The organism is Clostridium simiarum (assembly GCF_018919175.1).
Classification (GTDB): Bacteria; Bacillota; Clostridia; order Clostridiales; family Clostridiaceae; genus Clostridium_L; species Clostridium_L simiarum.
In genome coordinates this window covers 551,420-574,243 of sequence record NZ_JAHLQL010000001.1, presented here as the reverse complement: position 1 = coordinate 574,243, position 22,824 = coordinate 551,420, and the positions used below count along the sequence as shown (strand labels likewise).

Annotated in this window: 19 protein-coding genes; all 19 read right to left on the bottom strand. The window is 30.5% G+C overall.

The genetic code is table 11. The features are described 5' to 3' along the window. Positions 1-33: 33 nt before the first annotated feature. Complete coding sequence (locus KQI89_RS02680; protein WP_032121591.1) at positions 34-309, bottom strand: YlmC/YmxH family sporulation protein; 276 nt, start codon at positions 307-309, stop codon at positions 34-36. Between the two features lie 106 nt (positions 310-415). Then, on the bottom strand, positions 416-1,690 hold the full coding sequence (locus KQI89_RS02675; RefSeq protein ID WP_216455786.1) for a M16 family metallopeptidase: 1,275 nt from the start codon (positions 1,688-1,690) through the stop codon (positions 416-418). A gap of 46 nt (positions 1,691-1,736) precedes the next feature. After that, positions 1,737-3,851: a polyribonucleotide nucleotidyltransferase gene (locus KQI89_RS02670; RefSeq protein WP_216455785.1), complete on the bottom strand. Its 2,115-nt coding sequence runs from the start codon at positions 3,849-3,851 to the stop codon at positions 1,737-1,739. A gap of 96 nt (positions 3,852-3,947) precedes the next feature. Continuing rightward, entirely contained in the window at positions 3,948-4,211 is a 264-nt protein-coding gene (gene rpsO, locus KQI89_RS02665; protein WP_032121588.1) for a 30S ribosomal protein S15, read from the bottom strand. 120 nt (positions 4,212-4,331) lie between these two features. Then, complete coding sequence (locus KQI89_RS02660; protein WP_216455784.1) at positions 4,332-5,261, bottom strand: bifunctional riboflavin kinase/FAD synthetase; 930 nt, start codon at positions 5,259-5,261, stop codon at positions 4,332-4,334. 12 nt (positions 5,262-5,273) lie between these two features. Next, entirely contained in the window at positions 5,274-6,143 is an 870-nt protein-coding gene (gene truB, locus KQI89_RS02655; RefSeq protein WP_216455783.1) for a tRNA pseudouridine(55) synthase TruB, read from the bottom strand. Continuing rightward, positions 6,143-7,093, bottom strand: a complete 951-nt coding sequence (locus KQI89_RS02650; protein WP_425514072.1) for a DHH family phosphoesterase — start codon at positions 7,091-7,093, stop codon at positions 6,143-6,145. Before KQI89_RS02650 ends, truB begins: the two co-directional genes overlap by 1 nt. Further along, positions 7,080-7,436, bottom strand: a complete 357-nt coding sequence (gene rbfA, locus KQI89_RS02645; protein WP_216455781.1) for a 30S ribosome-binding factor RbfA — start codon at positions 7,434-7,436, stop codon at positions 7,080-7,082. The genes KQI89_RS02650 and rbfA overlap by 14 nt, the downstream gene beginning before the upstream one ends. Positions 7,437-7,452: 16 nt before the next feature. Beyond that, positions 7,453-9,540 (bottom strand): translation initiation factor IF-2, encoded by a 2,088-nt coding sequence (gene infB, locus KQI89_RS02640; protein WP_216455780.1) that lies wholly within the window; start codon positions 9,538-9,540, stop codon positions 7,453-7,455. A gap of 42 nt (positions 9,541-9,582) precedes the next feature. Further along, positions 9,583-9,888, bottom strand: coding sequence for a ribosomal L7Ae/L30e/S12e/Gadd45 family protein (locus KQI89_RS02635; protein WP_032121583.1), 306 nt, complete (start codon positions 9,886-9,888; stop codon positions 9,583-9,585). Next, the gene (gene rnpM / locus KQI89_RS02630; RefSeq protein WP_216455779.1) at positions 9,878-10,147 is read right to left on the bottom strand and encodes an RNase P modulator RnpM; all 270 of its coding nucleotides are present in this window, start codon (positions 10,145-10,147) and stop codon (positions 9,878-9,880) included. Before rnpM ends, KQI89_RS02635 begins: the two co-directional genes overlap by 11 nt. Before the next feature lie 20 nt (positions 10,148-10,167). After that, entirely contained in the window at positions 10,168-11,217 is a 1,050-nt protein-coding gene (gene nusA / locus KQI89_RS02625) for a transcription termination factor NusA (protein ID WP_032121581.1), read from the bottom strand. Between the two features lie 14 nt (positions 11,218-11,231). Beyond that, positions 11,232-11,693 carry a ribosome maturation factor RimP gene (gene rimP / locus KQI89_RS02620; RefSeq protein WP_032121580.1) on the bottom strand — a complete coding sequence of 154 codons (462 nt, stop codon included), beginning with the start codon at positions 11,691-11,693 and terminating at the stop codon, positions 11,232-11,234. A 242-nt stretch (positions 11,694-11,935) separates the two neighbouring features. Then, positions 11,936-16,255, bottom strand: a complete 4,320-nt coding sequence (locus tag KQI89_RS02615; RefSeq protein ID WP_216455778.1) for a PolC-type DNA polymerase III — start codon at positions 16,253-16,255, stop codon at positions 11,936-11,938. 54 nt (positions 16,256-16,309) lie between these two features. Further along, positions 16,310-17,359 carry a flavodoxin-dependent (E)-4-hydroxy-3-methylbut-2-enyl-diphosphate synthase gene (gene ispG / locus KQI89_RS02610; protein ID WP_216455777.1) on the bottom strand — a complete coding sequence of 350 codons (1,050 nt, stop codon included), beginning with the start codon at positions 17,357-17,359 and terminating at the stop codon, positions 16,310-16,312. Between the two features lie 12 nt (positions 17,360-17,371). Further along, positions 17,372-18,382: an RIP metalloprotease RseP gene (rseP, locus tag KQI89_RS02605; RefSeq protein ID WP_032121577.1), complete on the bottom strand. Its 1,011-nt coding sequence runs from the start codon at positions 18,380-18,382 to the stop codon at positions 17,372-17,374. 13 nt (positions 18,383-18,395) lie between these two features. Continuing rightward, positions 18,396-19,550, bottom strand: coding sequence for a 1-deoxy-D-xylulose-5-phosphate reductoisomerase (dxr, locus tag KQI89_RS02600; RefSeq protein WP_216455776.1), 1,155 nt, complete (start codon positions 19,548-19,550; stop codon positions 18,396-18,398). Between the two features lie 441 nt (positions 19,551-19,991). Next, positions 19,992-20,441 (bottom strand): 2-thiouracil desulfurase family protein, encoded by a 450-nt coding sequence (locus KQI89_RS02595; protein ID WP_216455775.1) that lies wholly within the window; start codon positions 20,439-20,441, stop codon positions 19,992-19,994. 14 nt (positions 20,442-20,455) lie between these two features. Next, complete coding sequence (locus tag KQI89_RS02590) at positions 20,456-22,816, bottom strand: endonuclease MutS2 (RefSeq protein ID WP_216455774.1); 2,361 nt, start codon at positions 22,814-22,816, stop codon at positions 20,456-20,458. Positions 22,817-22,824: the final 8 nt, after the last annotated feature.

Genomic DNA, 22,824 nt, shown 5'->3' with positions numbered 1-22,824 from the left:
GGTCTTTTTGAAGTTAATTTAATATATTATAAATTAAAGCTTGGTTTTTTTTATAATCTTTTCTTCTATATCAATAATAATAGTCCTAGCTCCTATTTTTTTTACATACTCCCAAGGTATTTCATAAAATTCTTCATTGCCAAAGAAATTAAATTTACCTTTAAAGTTATGTACAATTAAAAGTTTAAACAAACCTTGGTTATCAATAACTATATCATTATTACCTAAATAGTTATACTTTTCACCATCATTAATATTAATAATCTCATATTTCTCCATTTCGCTATATAATTTAATATTATCTCCCATTAAAATTTCCTCCCTAAAATTGTACTGTTATAATTTATGTAGAGGTTACAAGATTTATTACTATAATTAAAGGCAATAATAATGGGATAAATCTATAGCCTAGATACTAAATTAGTTCCTTAATATCCATTCCAGTTTTCATAGATAAACTATTTAAATCTATATTTCCTACAAAGGCAGAATTTAAAATGCCTTCTTTAAAACAACTACTAAAAATATGATTAATAGAATCCTGACTTATTTTATCTATTTTCATCATCACATCTTCAGGTTTATTCACTCGATTTAAAAACAAAACAGATTTACCATTGCTGAACATTCTGCTACTCATACTTTCTAATCCTAATATATAATTAGCTTTTATTTGTTCCTTAGATTTAAATAATCTTTCTTTGCTGATTCCGTTAATTACAAATTTGTTTAGTTCTTCATTTATTACTTTAATAGTCTCTGCCCCTTGATTTGGGTTAACTCCAGTATAAATATTTAGTATTCCTGTATTATTATATGATGAAAGATAAGAATAGACACTATAACATAGCCCTAATTCCTCTCTTACCTTTTGAAATAATATGGATGACACACTTCCCCCAAATACGCTATTTAAAAGAAGTAATGTATACACATCATCATTTCCTAAGGGGACTCCTCTTACACCAAGGTTTATATGTAATTGTTCTATGGGTTTTTGCTTATAAAAATGTTGATTTAGTATATCTGGTGAGGAATATTCTGCTACCTTTTTATTGGTAGATTTCCAGGTGCCAAAGTACTTTTTAACTAATTTCTCAATTATAGCCATATCTACGTTTCCACATATGGATAAAACTGAGTTTTCAGGTATATAATATTCTTCTATGTACTCCTTTAAGATATCCTTATTAAAAGATCTAATAGTATCTGCAGTTCCTAATATTGGATATGATATAGGATCCTTTCCCCATACTGAAATACTATGAATATCAGAAAGTACATCTTCTGGAGAATCTTCATTCATATTTATTTCTTCAATTATTACACTTTTTTCTTTCTCAATATCTTTATCCTCAAATTTACTATTAAAAAGCATATCTGAAATTACATCGAGACTAAGTTCTAGATGAGAATCTAAAGTTTTAGTATAAAAACAAGTGGCTTCTTTACCTGTAAAGGCATTTATTTGTCCACCTACATCTTCTATTTCTTCTGCAATTTGCTTTGCGGTTCTATTTTCTGTGCCTTTAAAAAGCATATGCTCTATAAAATGAGAGATACCATTATTTAATAAATTTTCATTTCTTGATCCATTTTCCACCCAAAGCCCCACACTAACAGATTTAACATAATCAATTTTTTCTACAATAACTCTTAATCCGTTATCTAGTTTAAATAAATTATACATAAAAACCTCCAGTAAAAAATAAAAAGGCACTTATGCCCTTCTATTTTTATTTATCATCATTATCATCTTTATTTTCAGTATCTTTTATTGCATCTTTTCTAGATAAATTTATTCTGCCTTGGTTATCAATTTCAGTAACCTTTACTAATATTTCATCTCCAACAGATACAACATCCTCAACTTTATTTACTCTGTTAACATCTAACTTAGAGATATGAACTAGCCCTTCTTTATTAGGAAGAATTTCAACAAAAGCTCCAAATTGAGTTATCTTAGTTACTTTTCCAAGATATATTTCTCCTGATTTAACTTCTTTTGTTAGATCCTCAATGATTTTCATTGCTTGTTTTCCACCTGCTGAATCATTGGAAGTTATAAATATCTTTCCATCTTCCTTTATGTCAATCTTAACTCCGGTTTCAGCTATTATTTTATTAATAGTTTTTCCACCTGCTCCGATTACTTCTCTTATCTTATCTGGATGTATGTTCATACTATAAGTCTTAGGAGCATACTTAGAAACCTCTTCTCTAGCTTCAGGTATACACCCATTCATCTTTTCTAAAATGTGCAACCTAGCTTTTTTAGCTGCTTCTATACTATTTTTAATGCAATCCTTAGATAATCCTTTTATTTTAGTATCAACTTGTATTGCTGTAATTCCTCTCTCAGTTCCTGCTACTTTAAAGTCCATATCTCCAAAGAAATCCTCAATACCTTGTATATCTGTTAATATTTCTTCTTCAGACAAATCTTCACTAGTAACAAGACCCATAGCTATACCTGCAGCAGGGCGTTTTATAGGTACTCCCGCGTCTAATAAAGCTAAAGTACTTGCACAAACACTAGCTTGTGATGTTGAACCATTAGAGCTTAATACTTCGGATACTAGTCTTATAGTGTATGGGAAATCTTCTTCTGAAGGAATTAATGGTTCTAGAGCTTTTTCTGCTAGAGCTCCATGGCCAATTTCTCTTCTTCCTGGTCCTCTTAAAGGTCTTACCTCTCCTACACTGTAGGATGGGAAATTGTAATGATGCATATATCTTTTAAATTCTTCTTCACTTATGCCATCTAATATTTGAACATCGCTTAATGCTCCAAGAGTTGCAACTGTTAATACTTGAGTTAATCCTCTAGTAAAAAGTCCTGTTCCATGAGTTCTTGGTAATAAAGCAACCTCACAACTTAGAGGTCTTACTTGGTCAAAAGCTCTTCCATCTGGTCTTTTCTTTTCTACTAGGATCATTTTTCTAACCACTTGTTTTTGAATTTTATAGATTACATCAGCAATATCTGACTTATTGTCTGGATATTTTTCATCAAATTCAGCGCTTATCTTTTCTTTAACTTCAGACATAGCTTTATTTCTATCATCTTTATCTGTTATGTGCATAGCTTCATTTATCATATCAAAACTAAAGTTTTTAACTTCTTTTTGAAGTTCTTCTTCTACTACATATAAGTTTGGAAGCATTTTTTCTTTTCCAAATTTAGACATAGCTTCTTCTTGAAACTTAACTATTTCTTGGCATTTTTCAAATCCAAATATTATAGCATTGTACATAACATCTTCTGGTATCTCATCTCCACCAGCTTCAATCATTATTACTCTATCTTTGGTAGCACATACTGTTAAATTTAAAGTACTAGATTCTCTTTGTTTAGAAGTTGGATTTAATATAAACTCTTCATCAATAAGTCCAACAGACACTGCACCTACTGGATCTTGGAAAGGTATACTAGATAGGCATAATGCTGTAGAAGCAGCATTAATTGCTAATATTTCAGGTAAATTATCGTTTTCTACAGATACAACAGTGCACACTATTTGTACATCATTTCTATATCCATCTGGGAATAGTGGTCTTAAAGGTCTATCTATTGCTCTACCATGTAAGATTGCCTTTTCTGAAGGTTTTCCTTCTCTTTTTATAAAGCCTCCTGGTATTTTGCCTGCAGCATATAATCTTTCTTCATACTCAACGCTTAAAGGAAAGAAATCAATACCCTCTCTAGGTTTCTCTGAGGCATTTGTGTTTACTAATACAACTGTATCTCCATAACTCATTAAAATTGCAGCATTAGATAACATTCCCACTTTTCCGAATTCAAGTTTTAATGTTCTACCTGCAACAGATGTTTCAAGTCTATGGTTCATACAATTACCTCCTTTCAATTAATCAATTATATTATTACCTTATTTTTCTTAATTATTAATAATTTAAAATAATAGAGCGGTTAAACCGCTCTAAGATTACTTTCTTAATCCAAGTTTTGCAATTATATCACGATATCTTTGGATATCTTGTGATTCTAAGTAATTTAAAAGACCTCTTCTTTGACCAACCATCATAAGTAATCCTCTTCTTGAGTGGTGATCTTTCTTATGAGTCTTTAAGTGTCCAGTTAATGAGTTTATTCTTTCAGTTAAAAGTGCTATTTGCACTTCTGGAGAACCAGTGTCTCCTTCATGTCTTCCGTGTTCTTTTATTAATTCTTCTTTTCTTGCCTTATCCATTAGTTTACACCTCCAAGTATTTATCCCCTATATCCAAGATGCAAGTCGGCACTCTACCACCTTAGAAATAGGTTCCCAACAGTCATTATAGCAAATAAGCATGCTGTTGTAAATTACTTTTTATCTATTTATATATATTTTTTTCTGTCTTGCAATGTTCTCATCTTCTTTAAGTTGAATTATCAAATCTTCCAAGGAAGGAAACTTTATTTCTCCCCTTGTTTTTTCAATAAAATACAATTCAATTTCTTCCCCATATATATCCTTATTAAAGTCTAGTATATAAGTTTCAACAGTAAGCTTAGATCCATTTACAGTAGGATTATTACCTACACTAGTCATACCTTTATAAATTTTACCTTCATAATTTACATTGGTATAATAAATTCCAATTCCCGGCAATATATATTCCTCGTCTAGTTTTAGATTTGCTGTAGGATAGCCTAGATTTTTACCACCTATACCTTTTCCATGTTCTATTTTTCCTCTTAACATAAAAGGTTCTAATAAAAGACTATTTGCTTTTTCTATATCGCCTTCTATAATTAGATTTCTTATGCTAGAGCTACTTATTATATCTTCATCAGTAGTCTGAGGTTCTATAACTACAAGTTCTACTCCATATTCTTTACATAAAACCTTTAAAAGTTCTACATTTCCAGAATTTTTATAGCCAAATCTATAGTTAAATCCCACTACTATCCCTCTAACATTATATCTATCATATAAGTCCTTAAAGAATTTTTCTGGTGTAAGTCTCATAAAATCTTCATCAAATTTTACTAAGCAAGTTATATCAACACCTATTTTTTCAAGTAATTGAATCTTTGTATTATTATCCATAATAAGTTTAGGTGCAATTGCTTTATTTACTACAGTTAAGGGATGATTTTGAAAAGTATAAACCATGCTTTTTATATTCATCTCTTTTGCTTTAGTTATAGCGGATTTTATAAGACTCATATGTCCTTTATGAAGACCATCAAAACTACCTAAAGCTATAAAAGTTTGTTCTTTTAAATTATCTGTATAAAAATCAATTATTTTCATAGTAAATACCTCTTATATCAATAACTTAACTATTTTAAATCCCTTATTATATTTTTTTCCTATACCTATAAAATCAGATTTATTAAATACCTTATAAAGCTGATTTTCTAATAACTTCTCTTCACTTAAAGCAGGGTCTTGTACAGTAACACCATTGATTAACAATTTAGAAAATTTATCATCTACGGATATTATAGGATAACTTATCACATCTTCCATAGATAATAAATAATCTTTTATATTTTCTGATGTTAAATCTAATAAGTTTATTGAGTTATCCAAAGAAAATTTTCCTGTAGACTCTCTTTCTAACTTACTCATTACTGCTCCACAGTTTAATTTTACACCTATGTCCTTACACAAACTTCTAATATATGTACCCTTAGAACAATTCACCTTAAATGAGATAAAGGGAAGGTTTATGTAATTTACTTCTATGTAATTTATATTTATTTTTCTTTTTTCCCTTTCTACCTCAATTCCTTCACGAGCTAATGAGTAAAGTCTTTTACCATTTATTTTAATAGCAGAATACATAGGAGGCTCTTGGTAACCTTCACCTAAAAAAGACTCTATTATAGGTCTGATCTGTTCTTCATTAATATGTTCTATAGAACTTCTAGAAATAACAGTACCCTCTCTATCATAAGTATCGGTTTCCAGACCTAATTCTAATTCTACATTATAGGTTTTATCTTCACTCATAAGATACTCAACAATTTTTGTTGCTTTACCTAAGCAAATAGGTAGTATTCCAGAAGCTAAAGGATCTAAGGTTCCAATATGCCCTACCTTTTTTTCTTTACTTAAATATCTAATTTTTTTCACTGCATCAAAAGAAGTCATCCCTTTAGGTTTATAAACATTAATAACTCCATCCATTATATCAACTCTTTTTCTAAAATGCTTATAATTGTTTCTTTGGCTTTTTCAATATAATTTATATCTTTCAATAGAAAACCAGCAGCTCTTTCGTGACCGCCACCACCAAAAGACTCAGCTATTTTTCTTACATCTACTTTCTCTTTAGATCTTAAACTAACTTTTACCCCTTCATCTACTTGTTTTAAAAAAGCTCCAACTTCTATGGTATCAATCTGCATTTGTAAAGATATTATCTCTGCATTATCTCCTAAAGTTTCTCCTTGTTCTTTGTTTATAGCAAGAATAGCTAATCTATCATTTAAGAACAACTCTATCTTATCTAACAATTGTCCATAAAGTTTTAATTTCTGAAGAGGTTTATTTTCAAAAATTCTTCTGTGAATTAAAGGAAAATTAATACCTGTATTTATAAGATCTCCTGCAATGCTATGAGTATTAGATGTTGTGCCTGGATATTTGAAAGAACCAGTATCCGTAATTATAGCTGTATATAAACATTCTGCAATACTTGCATCTATAGGTACATTTAATCCTTTTAATAGAGAGTAAATTATCTCTCCTGTAGCAGAAGCTGAAGTATCAACATAGTTTATATCTCCATACTCATTGTTTGAAAGGTGATGATCTAAGTTTATTATAGTTCTAGAATCTGATATATCTATATTTCCAGAGATCCTTTCCACATTACCACAGTCTACTATTATTAAACATTTTGTATTTTCTTTAGGTGACGCAAAATCCTCACTAACCTCTATGGCAGAAGGGAGAAACCTATATATATCTGGAACTCTGTCTCTAGATATAATATAGGCATCTTTACCTAACTTCCTAAGTCCTAGCATCAACCCTAGAGCACTTCCTAAAGCGTCTCCATCGGGTGATTGATGATAGGTTATAGCAATAGAATTAAAATGCAAAATGTTTTGAATAACTCTATTCATTTCTATTTTCCTTTATTTTTTCTAATAAAGAATCTATATGCATACCTTGCTCTATACTTTCATCAAGTTCGATCATAATCTCTGGAGTATATCTAAGTTTAACTCTACTTCCAACTTCTTTTCTTATAAAGCCAGAAGAACTTTTTAAAGCGTTAAATGTATCTTTTTTTTGTTCATCATCTCCGAAGATACTAACATAAACTTTAGCATAACGTAAGTCTTTAGTTACTTTAACATCTGTAACACTTACCATAGCGTTTATTCTAGGATCTTTAAGTTGATTTCGGATTATATCACTAACCTCTTTTCTAACTTCCTCATTGATTCTTCCATTTCTGTAATTAGCCAATACAATCCCTCCTTTTTTATAGTTTATCTTTTTTAATTTCTTCCATTGTATAAGCTTCTATTATGTCGCCTTCTTTAATGTCGTTAAACTTCTCTACGCTTAAACCACATTCATATCCAGTATTTACTTCTTTAACATCATCTTTAAATCTCTTTAAAGATGCTAACTTAGATTCAAAAATAACTATTCCATCTCTTATTATTCTTATATCACTATTTCTAGTTATTTTTCCTTCTATTATATAACATCCCGCTATAGTTCCAAGGCTTGATATCTTGTAAGTCTGTCTAATTTGAGCTTTTCCTAGGACAACCTCTTTATAATCTGGTTCTAGCATACCTATCATTGCAGATTTAATATCTTCAATAGCATCATATATTACTCTATAAGTTTTTATATCAACCTCTTCTTTTTCAGCTAAAGAAACTGCATTGCCATCTGGTCTAACATTAAATCCAATTACTATAGCATTAGATGCTGCTGCAAGACTTATATCTGTTTCTGTAATTGCCCCAACAGCTCCGTGAAGAACTCTTACTTTAACAGTATCTGTAGATAGTTTTTCTAAAGATTGTCTTATAGCTTCTACTGAACCTTGAACGTCAGCTTTAACTATAACACCTAATTCTTTTATTTTACCTTCTTGGATTTGACTATATAAATCTTCTAAAGATACTCTATGACTAGATTGAAGATATTTTTCTTTATCCTTGTCTTTTCTAGTTTCAGCCATAGTTCTAGCAGTTTTTTCATCTTTTACTTCATTAAATCTATCTCCAGCTGCTGGAACTTCAGATAATCCTAAAATTTCTACTGGAATTGAAGGACCTGCTGACTTAATTTTCTTTCCCTTGTCATCAAACATAGCTCTTATTCTTCCGTAAGTGTTTCCAACAAGTATAGCATCTCCTACATTTAATGTACCGTTTTGTACTAATAATGTAGCTACAGGACCTCTACCTTTATCTAATTTTGCTTCAATTACTGTTCCTTTAGATTTTCTAGACGGATTTGCTTTTAATTCCAACATTTCTGAAGTAAGTAAAACCATCTCTAGTAAAGTGTCTATTCCTTCCTCTGAACGAGCAGATACAGGAACACAAATTGTATCTCCACCCCATTCTTCTGGCACAAGACCATGATCAGAAAGTTCTTGTTTTACTCTATCAGGATTGGCTGTAGGTTTATCCATTTTATTTATAGCAACTACCATAGGAACATTAGCCGCTTTACAATGGTTTATAGCTTCTTTGGTTTGTGGCATTATTCCATCATCCGCAGCAACTACTAGTATTACTACGTCAGTAATTTGCGCTCCACGAGCTCTCATAGCAGTAAAAGCTTCATGTCCTGGAGTATCTAAGAATGTTATTTTTTCTTTATTTACTTCTACAGTATAAGCACCAATATGTTGTGTAATCCCGCCGGCTTCTCTTTCAGTAACCTTAGCTTTTCTTATAGCATCTAACAAAGAAGTCTTTCCATGGTCAACGTGACCCATTACAGTAACTATTGGTGGTCTTTTTTCTGCTTGAACATCCTCTTCTATATCTACTTCTTCTAATTTTCCTATTTCTTCTTCTTTTAATACTAAAGATACTTCAAATTTTTCTGCTACCTTTTCTGCAGTTTCAAAATCAACTTCTTGATTTAAAGCTGCCATAACACCGCTGAATATTAATGCCTTTATTACCTCTGCGTTAGGCTTATTAAGCTTTTCTGCTAAATCCTTAACGGTTATGGTGTTTCCTATTTCGATTACAACCTCTTCTTCTGTATTGTCACTCATATTTGAGCCATCCTCTTCCGAATCCAGAGGTTTTCTAGTTCCTCTTTTATTCTTATTTTTAGATTTTTTGACTTGTTTGTTTATTTCTTCTGATACTAGTTCTTCATACTCATCTACTATGGTTTTGGCTTCATTTTCATCATTATTTTTGCCTTTTTCGTCAATTAATTCTTTTATAAGTTCTGCATCTTCATTTTCAATGACACTCATATGATTTTTAACCTCTATGCCGAACTCCTCCATAAGTAAACTAATAAGATCTTTACTAGTAATTTCTAGTTCTTTTGCTAATTCATATACTCTTATTTTTGACAATTCATTCACCCCCGAAATTTTCTTTAAAAAACTCCAGCAAAGCTAATTTACATTGCATTCTATCAGCTTATCGCTCATGTTTTTATCAATAACTGCTAAAATATTTATTTCAGCTCTTCCTAAACTACTACCTAAATCATACTTTGAATAGTTTTCAATATAGGGTATATTTTTATCGTTGCAGTATCTTAAAAATTCTTTTTTGCTTTTAGGAGAAAGATCTTCCGATAATATCATTAGGTATATCTTTTTATTTCTCTTTATAGCATCTTCACAGCGATTATATCCCTCTATTAAATTTCCAGACTTTTTGACTATTCCTAAAAATTGAAAAAATTTATTTGTCATTATCAATTTCATCCTTTAACTTATTATAAATCTCTTCACTTATGTTTACCTCAAGATTTTTATTTAACCTCTTAGTTTTGAAAGCTTTTTCAAAGCAAGATAAATTTTTACAAACATAAGCGCCTCTTCCAGACTTTTTACCTGTTAAATCCACTGAAACTTCTCCTTCAGAACTTTTAACAACTCTAATCATTTCTTTTTTAGGTTTCATTTCCATGCAGCCATTGCACATTCTTAGTGGTATTTTTTTTACTTTCATATCACAACACCTCTTTATGATTATTGTGAAACCTGAGATACACTCTTAATGTCTATTTTCCATCCTGTTAGTTTGGCAGCTAATCTTACATTCTGTCCTTCCTTACCTATGGCTAAGGACAATTGATTATCTTCAACTACTACCTGGGCAGATTTATTATCTTCATCAATAGAAACATCTAAAACTTTAGCAGGGCTTAAAGAATTGGCAATATACTCTTCAGGTAATTTACTCCATTTAATTATGTCTATTTTTTCATTCTTTAATTCATTTACTATATTTTGTACTCTTATTCCTTTAGGTCCAACACAAGCCCCCATAGCATCTACAGCCTCATCATTTGAATGTACTGCAATTTTAGTACGTGATCCCGCTTCTCTTGCTATGCTTTTTACTTCTACTATACCTTCATATATTTCTGGAACCTCTAACTCAAATAGCCTTTTTACTAATCCAGGATGAGTTCTAGAAACTATAACCTGTGCACCCTTTGTAGTATTCTTTACTTCTACTATATATAGTTTTAATTTTTCATTAAAAATATAGTCTTCTCCTTGCATTTGTTCATTTGGACCTAGCACAGCTTCTATCCTTCCTAAATCAACAAAGACATTACCCTTATCTCTCCTAATAACTGTACCAGTTATTATATCGAATTCTTTTTCTATAAATTCATTATATACTATATTTCTTTCTGCTTCCTTTATTCTTTGTACAACTACTTGTTTTGCTAATTGAGCAGCAACTCTTCCAAAAGTCCTAGGTGTAACTTCTATTTCTACAATATCATCTACTTCATAACGAGGGCTAATATCCTTAGCATCCTCCACTGATATTTCAATGACATCATCATAAACTTCTTCTACAACTGTCTTTTGAGAGTAAACATGAATTTCACCTGTTTCTCTATTCATACTAACTCTTACATTTTGTGATGAAACCCCAGAATTAGCATAATTTTTTTTATAGGCAGCAACTAAAGCATCCTCAATTGTAGTAAAAAGTAAATCTTCGCTTATCCCCTTCTCTTTAACTATTTCTTTTAATGCACCTATAAACTCTTCATTCATCTTTATAGACCTCCTTATATCTCCCCTTCTAAATTGGTAGACCTTACTATATCTCTAGGTATAGACATTTCTTTATCTTCTATAGATAAAACTATGGTTTCATTATTAAATTGAACTAGTTTACCTTTATATAACTTATTGCCATTTAAACTTTTATTTAGCCTAACTAATACTTCTTTATGAAGATTATCTTTATAGTGTTTTTCTGTATATAAATATCTATTGATTCCTGGGGAAGATACTTCTAGGTAATAAGAACTAGAAATTGGATCTTTTTCATCTAGCATATCACTAATAGGTCTGCTTACCTTTTCACAATCTTCTAAGGATATCCCTCTTTCATTTTCAATATATACTCTTAAATAATTTTCACCATCATCTTTTACAAACTCTACATGATATAACTCGTAGCCTTTTTCTTCAACTATGGGTCTTATCAACATCTCTAAATTCTCTACTAAGGAATTAAGTTTCATTTTATCCCTCCTTTTATTTATGATACTTTCTTTTTTATTTTGTGTATTTATCATATTTTTATTAAATATAACCTTATAATTGAAGCAAAAACGCAACAAATGTTGCGTTTTACCATACACAAATATAAAGAGCGGGTTTTTTGACCCACTCTGTTTAAAGCATAGGATATTAAGTAAACTTTACAATATTATATTAACATAGTAAAAAGTTTATTACAAGTAATTTTTCAAATATGTTGATACTATAAGGTAAATAAACTCAACTGGTTAGTTTCAGGTAATCCATTCAAACACCCATGAATACTTAAAGTCTCTATAACAGTTTTTGAAACTCTTGTTCTAATTCTTAGATCTTCTTTAGAAATAAACTCACCCTCACCTCTAGCTTCAACTATATTTTTAGCTGCATTTTCTCCTACCCCTTGAAGTCCGTTTATAGGTGGTCTTATGCCATCTTCTTCAATTAAGAATTTAGTAGCATGAGACTTATAAATATCTACTTTTAAAAACTTAATACCTCTTTTATACATTTCGTAAGATATTTCTAATACCGTTAATAAGCCTTTGTCTTTCTGTGTCATGCTATTACCAAGTTGACTTACTTCCTCCATTTTACTCTTTATAACTTCTTCACCTTTTACAATAAGATCTGCGTCAAAATCATCTGCTCTTACAGTAAAATATGTAGCATAATACGCTTCTGGGTAATACACTTTAAAATATGCTATTCTTACTGCCATCATAACATATGCCACAGCGTGACCTTTAGGGAACATGTATTTTATTTTATTACAAGATTCAATATACCAATCAGGTACCTTATTTTCCTTCATTACTTTTATATCATCTTCTTTTAAACCCTTACCTTTTCTAACCTTCTCCATTATAGTAAAGGCTGTTTTGGGTTCTACTCCTTTATACATTAAATAAACCATTATATCATCTCTAGTAGATATACAATCTTTTAATGTAGTATATCCTTCCTTTATATAATACTGAGCATTATTTAACCATACATCCGTTCCGTGAGAAAGACCTGAGATTCTAACTAAATCAGCAAAATTTTTAGGCTGAGTATCTACCAACATCTGCCTTACAAACTTTGTTCCAAATTCAGGTAACCCATAGGTTCCAACCTCACAACCTAATTCCTCCTTTGTTATGCCTAGAGCTTCTGGTGAAGTGAATAAGCTCATAACTTTTTCATCATTTAAAGGAATTTTTTTAGGATCTAAACTAGTAAGGTCTTGAAGCATCCTTAATACAGTAGGATCATCGTGACCTAGTATATCTAGTTTTAGTAATCTACCACTAATAGAATGATAATCAAAATGAGTAGTGATTATTTCTGTGTTATTATCATCAGCTGGACGTTGAATAGGTGTAAAATTAAATATTTCATTATCTCTTGGTACAACCATTATCCCTCCAGGATGCTGTCCTGTAGTTCTTTTTATTCCGGTACAACCTAAGGTTAACCTATCTATTTCGGCTTGGGGAACCACCATGTTTTTTTCTGCAAGATATTTTTTAACGAAACCATAGGCTGTTTTTTCAGCTATAGTTCCAATAGTACCAGCTTTAAAAACATAACCTTTTCCAAAAAGTACTTCTGTATACTTATGAACCACTGCTTGATATTCTCCAGAAAAGTTAAGGTCTATATCTGGTTCTTTATCTCCTTCAAAACCTAAAAAAGTTTCGAAAGGTATATCATGACCGTCCTTTTTATATAAAGTTCCACATTTTTCACAATTTTTGTCTGGCAAATCTGCTCCTGAACTTATAGACCCATCTAATATAAATTCACTATGTTTACATTTAGGGCATACATAATGAGGCGGTAATCCATTTACCTCTGTAATATCACACATAGTAGCAACTAAAGAAGACCCTACAGAGCCTCTAGAACCAACTAAATATCCATCTTCTAAAGATTTGGCAACCAGCTTATGAGCAATTAAATATAGCACTGCATATCCATTACTGATTATGGAATTAAGTTCTTTATCTAATCTCTTTTTAACTACTTCAGGTAGGTTTTCTCCATATAAAAAACTTGCCCTTTCCATGGTCATTTTTTTTACTTCTTCCTCTGCTCCATCTATTTTAGGAGGAAAGGTCTCATCTGGTATTGGTTTAACATCTTCAACCATATCCGCAATCTTTTGTGTATTATATATAACAACCTCTTTTGACTTCTCTTCACCTAAATATGCAAACTCTCTTAGCATTTCAGTAGTTGTTCTAAGATATAAGGGAGGTTGATTATCTGCATCCTTAAATCCTTGACCAGACATTATTATCCTTCTAAAGATTTCATCCTTTTCATCTATAAAATGAACATCGCAGGTCCCAACTATAAGTTTGCCTTTTCTATTGGCCAATTCACATATCTTTTTATTTATTTGAATTAATTCATCCTTATCTTTCACTCTGCCATCTCTTATTAAAAATTCATTATTTTCTAAGGGCTGAATCTCTAAATAATCATAAAAATCTGCTATATTATCTAGTTCTTCTTCATTTTTACCTTCAAGAATAGCTCTATAGACTTCACCAGCCTCACAGGCAGAACCTATTATAAGCCCCTCTCTATACTCAGAAATTAAAGTTTTAGGTAATCTAGGTCTTTTAAAGAAATTTTCCAAATGGGATTCTGATATTAACTTATATAAGTTTTTTAAACCTATCTGATTTTTCGCAAGCAAAATTATATGGTATGTAGGTTGTTTTTTAATATCCACATTCTTTAAAAACTCATTGTTTAATTGATGTAAGTTAACTATCTCTCTATTTTTTAATTCCTCTATACATTTTATTAAAATATCCGCTGTAGCCTTAGCATCATCTACAGCCCTATGATGATTTTCTAAAGAAATACCTAAATGCTTTGCTACTACATTTAATTTATATCTTTTTAACTCAGGATATAAAAACCTTGTTAAAGGTATAGTATCCATTACAGAGTTATGGAATTCTATATTAATATCTCTACAATTTTTTCTTATAAAAGACATATCAAAGGATGCGTTATGAGCTACAATTATACTATCTCCTACAAACTTCATGAATCTTGGAAGTACTTCCTCTATAGAATCACTATCCTTTACCATATCGTCAGTAATACTAGTTAATTCAACAATCTTAGCAGGTATTGATCTTTTAGGATTAACAAATTCACTAAATTGATCTATGATTTTTCCTTCCTTAATCTTAACGGCTCCTATTTCAATTATACTGTCATTTTTATTTGAAAAACCAGTAGTTTCTATATCAAAAACCACAAAGGTATCCTCTAAATTTTGTCCTTTTTCTCTTTCTACTATAGGTGTTCCGTTATCCACTAAGTATCCTTCTACACCATATATAACTTTTATATTATGTTTTTTTGCTGCATCCATAGCTTCAGGGTAAGCTTGAACTACACCATGATCTGTAATTGCTATAGCTTTATGTCCCCACTTTGCTGCTCGCTCTATAAGTTTACTTACAGGAGTTATAGCATCCATAGCACTCATAGTTGAATGTACATGTAACTCTACACGCTTTTCTTCATTAGTATCCATTCTTTCTATTTTAGGAATCTTAACTATATTTCTTGCCATAATAACTATTTCTTTTGCGTAAGGGTCATTTACCACTTCCCCTTTAATCTTACAATGTAATCCTGTCTTTACATTTTCCAATACCTTTTCTATATCCTTTGGTCTTGGAAAACATTTAACCGTAATAGAACTAGTGTAATCTGTAATGGAAAATGTTACTATTTTCTTCCCGGTTCTAGTTTCAATTATATCTGTTTTAAACACATCTCCAGAAACTGTTACAAAACCAGAAGTTTCATCTAAGGATATTATAGGAATATTATCCTCTGTAATGTTTCTACCCATTATTATATTATCATTTGAGTCATCATTATTATTTTCAGCGAATCTATTACTTCCTTTGTTTGAAATATTGGTTGTTTTAGCTTCTTTCTTTATTGGTTTTATATCCTTAAATGCTGTTTCTATTATAGTTACGTCTTCTTTGTTCTTTACACCTATATAATCCTTTTCTTCAAGCTTTTCGTCATAAATTATTTTAATTCCACAATTAATTCCAAAAAGATTAACTATACTTTCCTTTATAATTTCATTAACTTTTCGTCTTTTAAGCATTCTACATATAAATTCATTACCATAGTATATTTCAATCATATTTCCATTTATATTTTTCTTACTTGAAGTTAACACATCTTTACATAAAGGCATTTTTTCAATTACATCTGTCATTATATTAACCCAATATTTATTTAATACATCCTCTAGAGATACATTTTTAATATCCCTATAGAAAACCAAATCTATATTGAAATTTTCACCTATTTGCTTTTGTATTAAAGATTTAATATTATCCTTTTGTAACTCATCTATTACCTCTGGGGATTTAAATATGACTTTAACACAATTGGTTTTTTTATAAAATTGTATCTTTACTAATTTTAAGTTTTTAAATATATCTTCACTAAATAAACTCTTTTTTGAAGTTGGAGTATTTTGAGTGACATCTATACTCATTACCATTCCTCCCACATCACTTAATAGTTAATTAAAAATATGTAGGCTCTCAGCCTACATATTTTCTATTTCTTTTATTAAAGCTTCTACTAACTCTTCTTCTCTTACTTTTTTTACTATCTCACCCTTTTTAAATATTAAGCCTTCACCATTACCACCGGCAATTCCAATATCCGCTTCTCTAGCCTCACCTGGGCCATTAACTACACATCCCATAACAGCAACTTTGATATCTTTATTTAAATTTGTTATTTTATCTTCTACTTCTTTTGCAATTTTTATAAGATCAATTTGAGTTCTTCCACAAGTTGGACAAGATATAAATTGTACGCCACCTTTTATCATGCCTAAAGATTTTAAAATTTCTTTACCAACTTTCACTTCTTCTATGGGATCTCCCGTTAAAGATACTCTTATGGTATCTCCAATTCCTTCTGCTAATAAAGTGCCTATTCCTACAGAGGACTTTATAGTTCCTCTCCATATAGTCCCAGCCTCTGTAACCCCTAAGTGAAGAGGATAATCTACTTTTTTAGACATTAATCTATAACTATCTATCATCATTATAACATCAGAGGATTTAATAGATATAACAATATCATTAAAGTTAACCTTCTCCAATATACTTACATGTTCTAGAGCACTTTCCACTAATGCTTCTGCCGTTACTTTCCCGTATTTATTTAAAAGTTTTTTATCTAAAGAACCGCTATTTACTCCTATTCTAATAGGGATATTCTTTTCTTTAGCAGCCTTTGCTAATAATTCTACCCTATCTATACTACCAATATTCCCTGGATTTATTCTTAATGCTGATATACCATTATTTATTGATTCTAGAGCTAGTTTATAATCAAAATGTATGTCAGCCACTAGAGGGATATCTATAAACTTCACTATTTCTTTTATAGATTGTGCAGCCTCCATATCTGGCACTGCACATCTTATTATATCACAACCTGCTTTAGCTAGATTATTGATTTGCTCTATAGTAGACTTAACATCTCTAGTATCCGTATTAGTCATAGATTGAACAGTTATAGGAGCATCTCCTCCTACATATATATTTCCAACCTTAACCTTACGTGTAATTCTTTTATCCATTGCATTCATCTCCTAAAAACTTATTGGAAACAATATATCCTTTATGGTTACTGCTATCATCATTATTATAAGAAGAGAAAATCCTATATAATTTAATGTTCCAATTATTTTGTCATTTATCTTTTTTCTTGTTATAAGTTCTATAAACATTATAAATATCCATCCACCATCTAAGGCTGGAAAAGGTAATAAATTAAATATACCTAATTGAACACTTAAAAGTGCAGCGAAGAATAATAGATTCCATATGCCAGACTTAGCTGCTACTCCAGTTGCCTTTATTATGGTAACTGGTCCTCCAAAATCATTTAATTTTGCTTTTCCAGTAAAAATAGTCTTCAAAGCTCCAAAGGTTTGTTTTATTAAAAATCTACATTCCACAAAGCTATGTTTTATGGATTCACCAAAGCTAGGTTTTTCAACTGCAGTAGGACCTATACCTATGGCATATTTACCTAATTCTTCATTGAATCTAGGTGTTATAGTATAGCTTTTAATCTCTCCTGCCCGTTCTACTTCTAAATTTAAAGGATTTCCATTATTATTAGATGCAGCCATAGAAAAGTCTTCCCATGTTAAAATTTTATTACCATTAAGACTTTTTATTTCATCTCCAGAAATAAGTCCAGCTTCCATAGCAGGAGAATTAGGAGAAACCTGATTAATCTTAGGTAATACAAACCCATTATTCATTGATATAAGTGTAAATAAAAGCAAAGCTAGTATAAAGTTCATTATAGGACCTGCCGCAATAACACTTATTCTTCTTAATGGGGATTTAGAAGAAAAGGCTCTTTCGTCATCTACATTGTCCTCTTCTCCTAGCATCTTAACATACCCACCAATAGGTAGAGCTTTTATCATATACTCCGTTTCTTTCCCTTTAAAACCTAAAATTTTAGGTCCCATACCTAAAGAAAACTCCTCTACCTTAATTCCGTTAAGTTTTGCTAGTGTGAAGTGTCCAAATTCATGACCTACTATTAGTAAACTAAAGGCCAATATACCCCAAATTATATACATATATCTATCCCTCCTAATTATATTCTAAATTTATATATCTTCTTACTTCCATATCCATATCTTTTATATTATTCAAACTCATCTCTAGTTTATAATCAAATTTTTTCATACATCCCTCTATTATTTTAGGTATATGTAAAAATTCTATTTTATGATTCAAGAAAAGACTAACACAAACTTCATTAGCTGCATTTAAGATTGTAGGCATAAGACCTCCCATTTTACCTGCTTGAAAAGCTAAATCCAAACATCTAAAAGTCTCTATATCAGGCTTTTCAAAGGTTAAAGGCTTTAATGAAAAAAAGTCTAATTTATCTACCACACAATCCTTTCTCTTTGGATAATTCAAAGCATATTGTATAGGTAATCTCATATCTGGATTTCCCATCTGAGCAATAACAGATCCATCTTTAAATTGAACTGCTGAGTGTATTATACTTTGAGGATGAACCACTACATTTATATCCTCATAATCAGCATTAAACAGGAAATGTGCTTCTATTACTTCTAAACCTTTGTTCATTAAGGTAGCTGAGTCAATGGTTATTTTACTTCCCATAGCCCAATTAGGATGTTTTAACGCCTGCTCTACCTTCACCATCTTTAATTCTTCTAAGGTTTTTCCTCTAAAAGGTCCACCAGAGGCTGTTAATATTATTTTATCTAAGTCATTTGTTTCACTACCCTGTATACATTGAAAAATGGCACTATGTTCCGAATCCACTGGCAATATATTAACATTATTTAGCCTAGCTTCTTTCATAACAATTTCTCCAGCTACCACTAAGGTTTCTTTATTGGCTAAGGCTATATCTTTTCCAGATCGTATTGCGGTAATAGTAGGATCTAATCCTATCATTCCAACTATAGAAGTAACTACAACATCTACTTCTTTTAGAGAAGAAATATAATTTAGTCCTTCCATGTCTTTTAATAGAGAGGTTTTCTTTTTTTCTTTTTCTAGGTAGGTTTTTACAATAGAATAACTTTCGTAATCATTAATAACCATATATTTAGGTTCAAATTCTTCTATTATTTCAATGGCTTTTTTATAATTTTTATTTAAAGATACTCCTATAACATTAAAGTTTTCTCTATCCTTTCTTATCACATCTAGAGTTTGTGTTCCTATGGAGCCAGTGGCACCAATTATGCTAATATTTTTCATTAAAATTCCTCCCGATCTTATACTCCCATGTTTTATAAGTTTCAGTTTGATTATTACATCATAAATAAATCCTATTAATTAAAATCTTTATAAAGTTTAATATATCATATTTATCTTCTAATATAAAGAAACATTATTATTTTACCTTTATACTCAACTTTTTTATATTATTATATTAAATTACTTAAAATATAAAAACAAATCTGCATAGGAGATTTAGAATAAGTGGACTTTAAATTACTTATAATATCTTATTATTAGCATTACTTTTTATTCCTTTTTGCTTTTATTTAATTATATTCTTATTTTTTTGAATTTATAATGTTTTTAAGTTTACATTTTATTTTTAATTTACATAATATTTATTATGTAAATTAGTTGTTTTAGCTTTAAAAAAAGGATTGATTTAAATTATACAAAACCAATCCTTTTTTTAAATTTTTATTCTTTTAAATCTTTTTCGCTAATTACTTCTATTCCATTATCTAAAAGTAATTGAGCTGTAACGCCATTACCCTCTTTTAAGATTCCTTTGAAATCCCCATTATAAATCTTTTTATAGCCACAGGAGGGGCTGTTGGATTTTAAAATAGCCTTTTTCACCTGAAATAGCTTAGCTATTTTTAAAGTTTCCTCTGCACCCTTTATAAAATATCCTGTATAATCTTCTCCATTTATAGATATTACCTTTCCTTTACCCTTTAATACTTCTTCTCCCGTACCATTAGATATTTCACTAGGATCTCTCGGTGTAGGAAGTCCCCCTAGTTGCTCTGGACATACTGGAATAATATCTTCTTTTTCTAATTTTCTAATTATGTCAATAGCCTCATTGTTTTTTCCATTATACTTACAATTTAATCCACAAAGACAAGCGCTTACTATTATCATAAGATCACTCCTAGTTATTTTAAATGTACCATTGTGACTCCATCGCCACCTTCTCCATATTCCCCTAGTCTATAATTCTTTACATGTGGATGGCTTCTAAGCATATCATTAATAGCTTTTCTTAATATCCCTGTACCTTTTCCATGTATAAGGGAAACCTCTCCAAGACCAGCTAAATAGGCTTCATCTAAGTACTTATCAGCATTATAACATGCCTCTTCTGAGTCTAAACCTCTAAGGTCTATAGAACTACTTACAGCATTTAGATTTAGCTTTACTTCTTTTTTCCTATTTTTTCTTTCTTTACTCTCAGTGCCACCAGTGCTTTTTCTCAAATCCTCTAATTTAACATTTATTTTCATTATGCCTGCTTGTACTTGAACCTCACCTTTGTTATCAGGAGTAGTAAGTACAATTACCTTTTGATTTAATGAAGGTATGTATACCTCCTCACCAGGCTTTACCTCTAATAATTTTTCTCCTTTATGATTCTTTGGCAATATGTCTACTTGCTGCTTATCTAATTCCTTATTTAGCTTATTTCTATATTCCTCTAATTCTTGTCTTGCTTTAGAAGAATATCCTAATTTTTCTAAATCTCTCATGTTTTTTAATATAGAATCTGCTTCCTCTTTTGCTTCCTTTAATAAACTTCTAGCCTTCCTTTTAGCTTCCTCTAACATGTTCTCTTTAGATTTTTCAAGCCCTTGAAGTCTTTGTTCATATTTTTCTTTAAGTCTTTCACTTTCATCTTTAAAAACCTTAGCATCTCTTTCAAATTTTTCAGCTTGTATGCTCTTTGATTGTAAATTTTGAATTAAATCTTCAAATTCTAAGCTATCCTTTGATATACGCTCTTTAGAATTATCAATAATATAATCAGGTAATCCTAATCTTCTGGATATTTCAAAAGCATTGGATTTTCCTGGAATTCCTATTAACAATCTATAGGTAGGTCTCAAAGTCTCTACACTAAACTCCACTGATGCATTTTCTACTCTTTCAGCTTTAAGAGCATAAGCTTTTAATTCACTATAATGTGTAGTTGCAATTATTTTTACACCCTTAGATTTAAGGTTTTCTAATATAGAAATAGCTAAAGCAGCTCCTTCTGTAGGATCTGTACCAGCTCCTAATTCATCAAATAATACTAAGGAATTTCTATCTGCTTCATTTATTATACTTACTATATTAGTCATATGAGAAGAAAATGTAGATAGACTCTGCTCTATGCTTTGCTCATCACCTATATCAGCAAATACTTCTTTAAAGAAGCTAATAGATGAATTATGAGAAGCTGGAATCATTACACCACTCATAGCCATAATATGAAGTAATCCCACAGTTTTTAAGGTTACTGTCTTTCCTCCAGTGTTAGGTCCCGTAATCACAAGGGATGTAAATTTTTCCCCCAAATAAATATCCGAAGGCACTACTACTTTAGAATCAATAAGTGGATGTCTTCCTTGTATTATATTAAAACTTCCATCTTCCTTCACAGTTGGCTTTATAGCATTTATTTCATTTGCATATTTAGCCTTTGAAAAAATAAAATCCAATTCCCAAATGATATCAGCGTTAATTTTTATAACTTCAATTTTTTCATAAACTTTAGCACATAACTCTGATAAGATTCTTTCAATTTCAGTTTTTTCTTTTAACATAAGTTCTTTTATCTCATTATTCAAATTCACCAAGCTCATAGGCTCTATAAATAGAGTAGCACCCGAAGAACTTTGGTCATGTACAAGTCCTGGCACCATTCCTTTGTGTTCAGCTTTAACAGGTATTACATACCTGTCTCCTCTTACAGTATAAAGGTTTTCCTGCAAGTATTTAGAATAACTTCTTATTAAAGAGTTCACTTTATCCTTTACTGAGCTATTCTTATCTTTTAGACTTCTTCTTATATTATATAATGTATCACTAGCTCTATCGGATATCTCTTCATCACTAATTATAACCCTAAATATTTCCTCTTCTAGAGCTTTTAAGGGAACTAGTCCTTCACATATATCCTCTAACATAGGAAAGGATTCCTCTTCAGTTTTTCTAGAAATATATTCCTTTAAACCCCTGCTACACCTTAATAAATCTGCTATTTTTAATAGGCTTCCTGCTAAAACACTAGCTCCCTTTTCAATTCTGCTTAAATATTCTCTCACATCATATAGTCCATAAAAGGGAGGAGCCCCTTTCTTTACCATAATCATAAATGCCTCTTCAGTTTCATTTAAACTTCTATTTATTTCATAAACATTGTCATAGGGCTTCAAAGAATCTATTATATCTTTTGCAGCTTGAGTAGATGTGTATTTTTTAATTTCTTCTTTTATTTTGTTAAACTCTAAAATCTGTAATGCTCTATTATTCATAAATAATC

What these genes read in the sequence shown, in the direction of transcription:
- KQI89_RS02680 (WP_032121591.1), bottom strand. Translation starts at nt 309, where the DNA reads ATGGGAGATAATATTAAATTATATAGCGAAATGGAGAAATATGAGATT.
- KQI89_RS02675 (WP_216455786.1), bottom strand. Translation starts at nt 1,690, where the DNA reads ATGTATAATTTATTTAAACTAGATAACGGATTAAGAGTTATTGTAGAA.
- KQI89_RS02670 (WP_216455785.1), bottom strand. Translation starts at nt 3,851, where the DNA reads ATGAACCATAGACTTGAAACATCTGTTGCAGGTAGAACATTAAAACTT.
- rpsO (WP_032121588.1), bottom strand. Translation starts at nt 4,211, where the DNA reads ATGGATAAGGCAAGAAAAGAAGAATTAATAAAAGAACACGGAAGACAT.
- KQI89_RS02660 (WP_216455784.1), bottom strand. Translation starts at nt 5,261, where the DNA reads ATGAAAATAATTGATTTTTATACAGATAATTTAAAAGAACAAACTTTT.
- truB (WP_216455783.1), bottom strand. Translation starts at nt 6,143, where the DNA reads ATGGATGGAGTTATTAATGTTTATAAACCTAAAGGGATGACTTCTTTT.
- KQI89_RS02635 (WP_032121583.1), bottom strand. Translation starts at nt 9,888, where the DNA reads ATGACAAATAAATTTTTTCAATTTTTAGGAATAGTCAAAAAGTCTGGA.
- rnpM (WP_216455779.1), bottom strand. Translation starts at nt 10,147, where the DNA reads ATGAAAGTAAAAAAAATACCACTAAGAATGTGCAATGGCTGCATGGAA.
- nusA (WP_032121581.1), bottom strand. Translation starts at nt 11,217, where the DNA reads ATGAATGAAGAGTTTATAGGTGCATTAAAAGAAATAGTTAAAGAGAAG.
- rimP (WP_032121580.1), bottom strand. Translation starts at nt 11,693, where the DNA reads ATGAAACTTAATTCCTTAGTAGAGAATTTAGAGATGTTGATAAGACCC.
- KQI89_RS02615 (WP_216455778.1), bottom strand. Translation starts at nt 16,255, where the DNA reads ATGAGTATAGATGTCACTCAAAATACTCCAACTTCAAAAAAGAGTTTA.
- ispG (WP_216455777.1), bottom strand. Translation starts at nt 17,359, where the DNA reads ATGGATAAAAGAATTACACGTAAGGTTAAGGTTGGAAATATATATGTA.
- rseP (WP_032121577.1), bottom strand. Translation starts at nt 18,382, where the DNA reads ATGTATATAATTTGGGGTATATTGGCCTTTAGTTTACTAATAGTAGGT.
- dxr (WP_216455776.1), bottom strand. Translation starts at nt 19,550, where the DNA reads ATGAAAAATATTAGCATAATTGGTGCCACTGGCTCCATAGGAACACAA.
- KQI89_RS02595 (WP_216455775.1), bottom strand. Translation starts at nt 20,441, where the DNA reads ATGATAATAGTAAGCGCTTGTCTTTGTGGATTAAATTGTAAGTATAAT.
- KQI89_RS02590 (WP_216455774.1), bottom strand. Translation starts at nt 22,816, where the DNA reads ATGAATAATAGAGCATTACAGATTTTAGAGTTTAACAAAATAAAAGAA.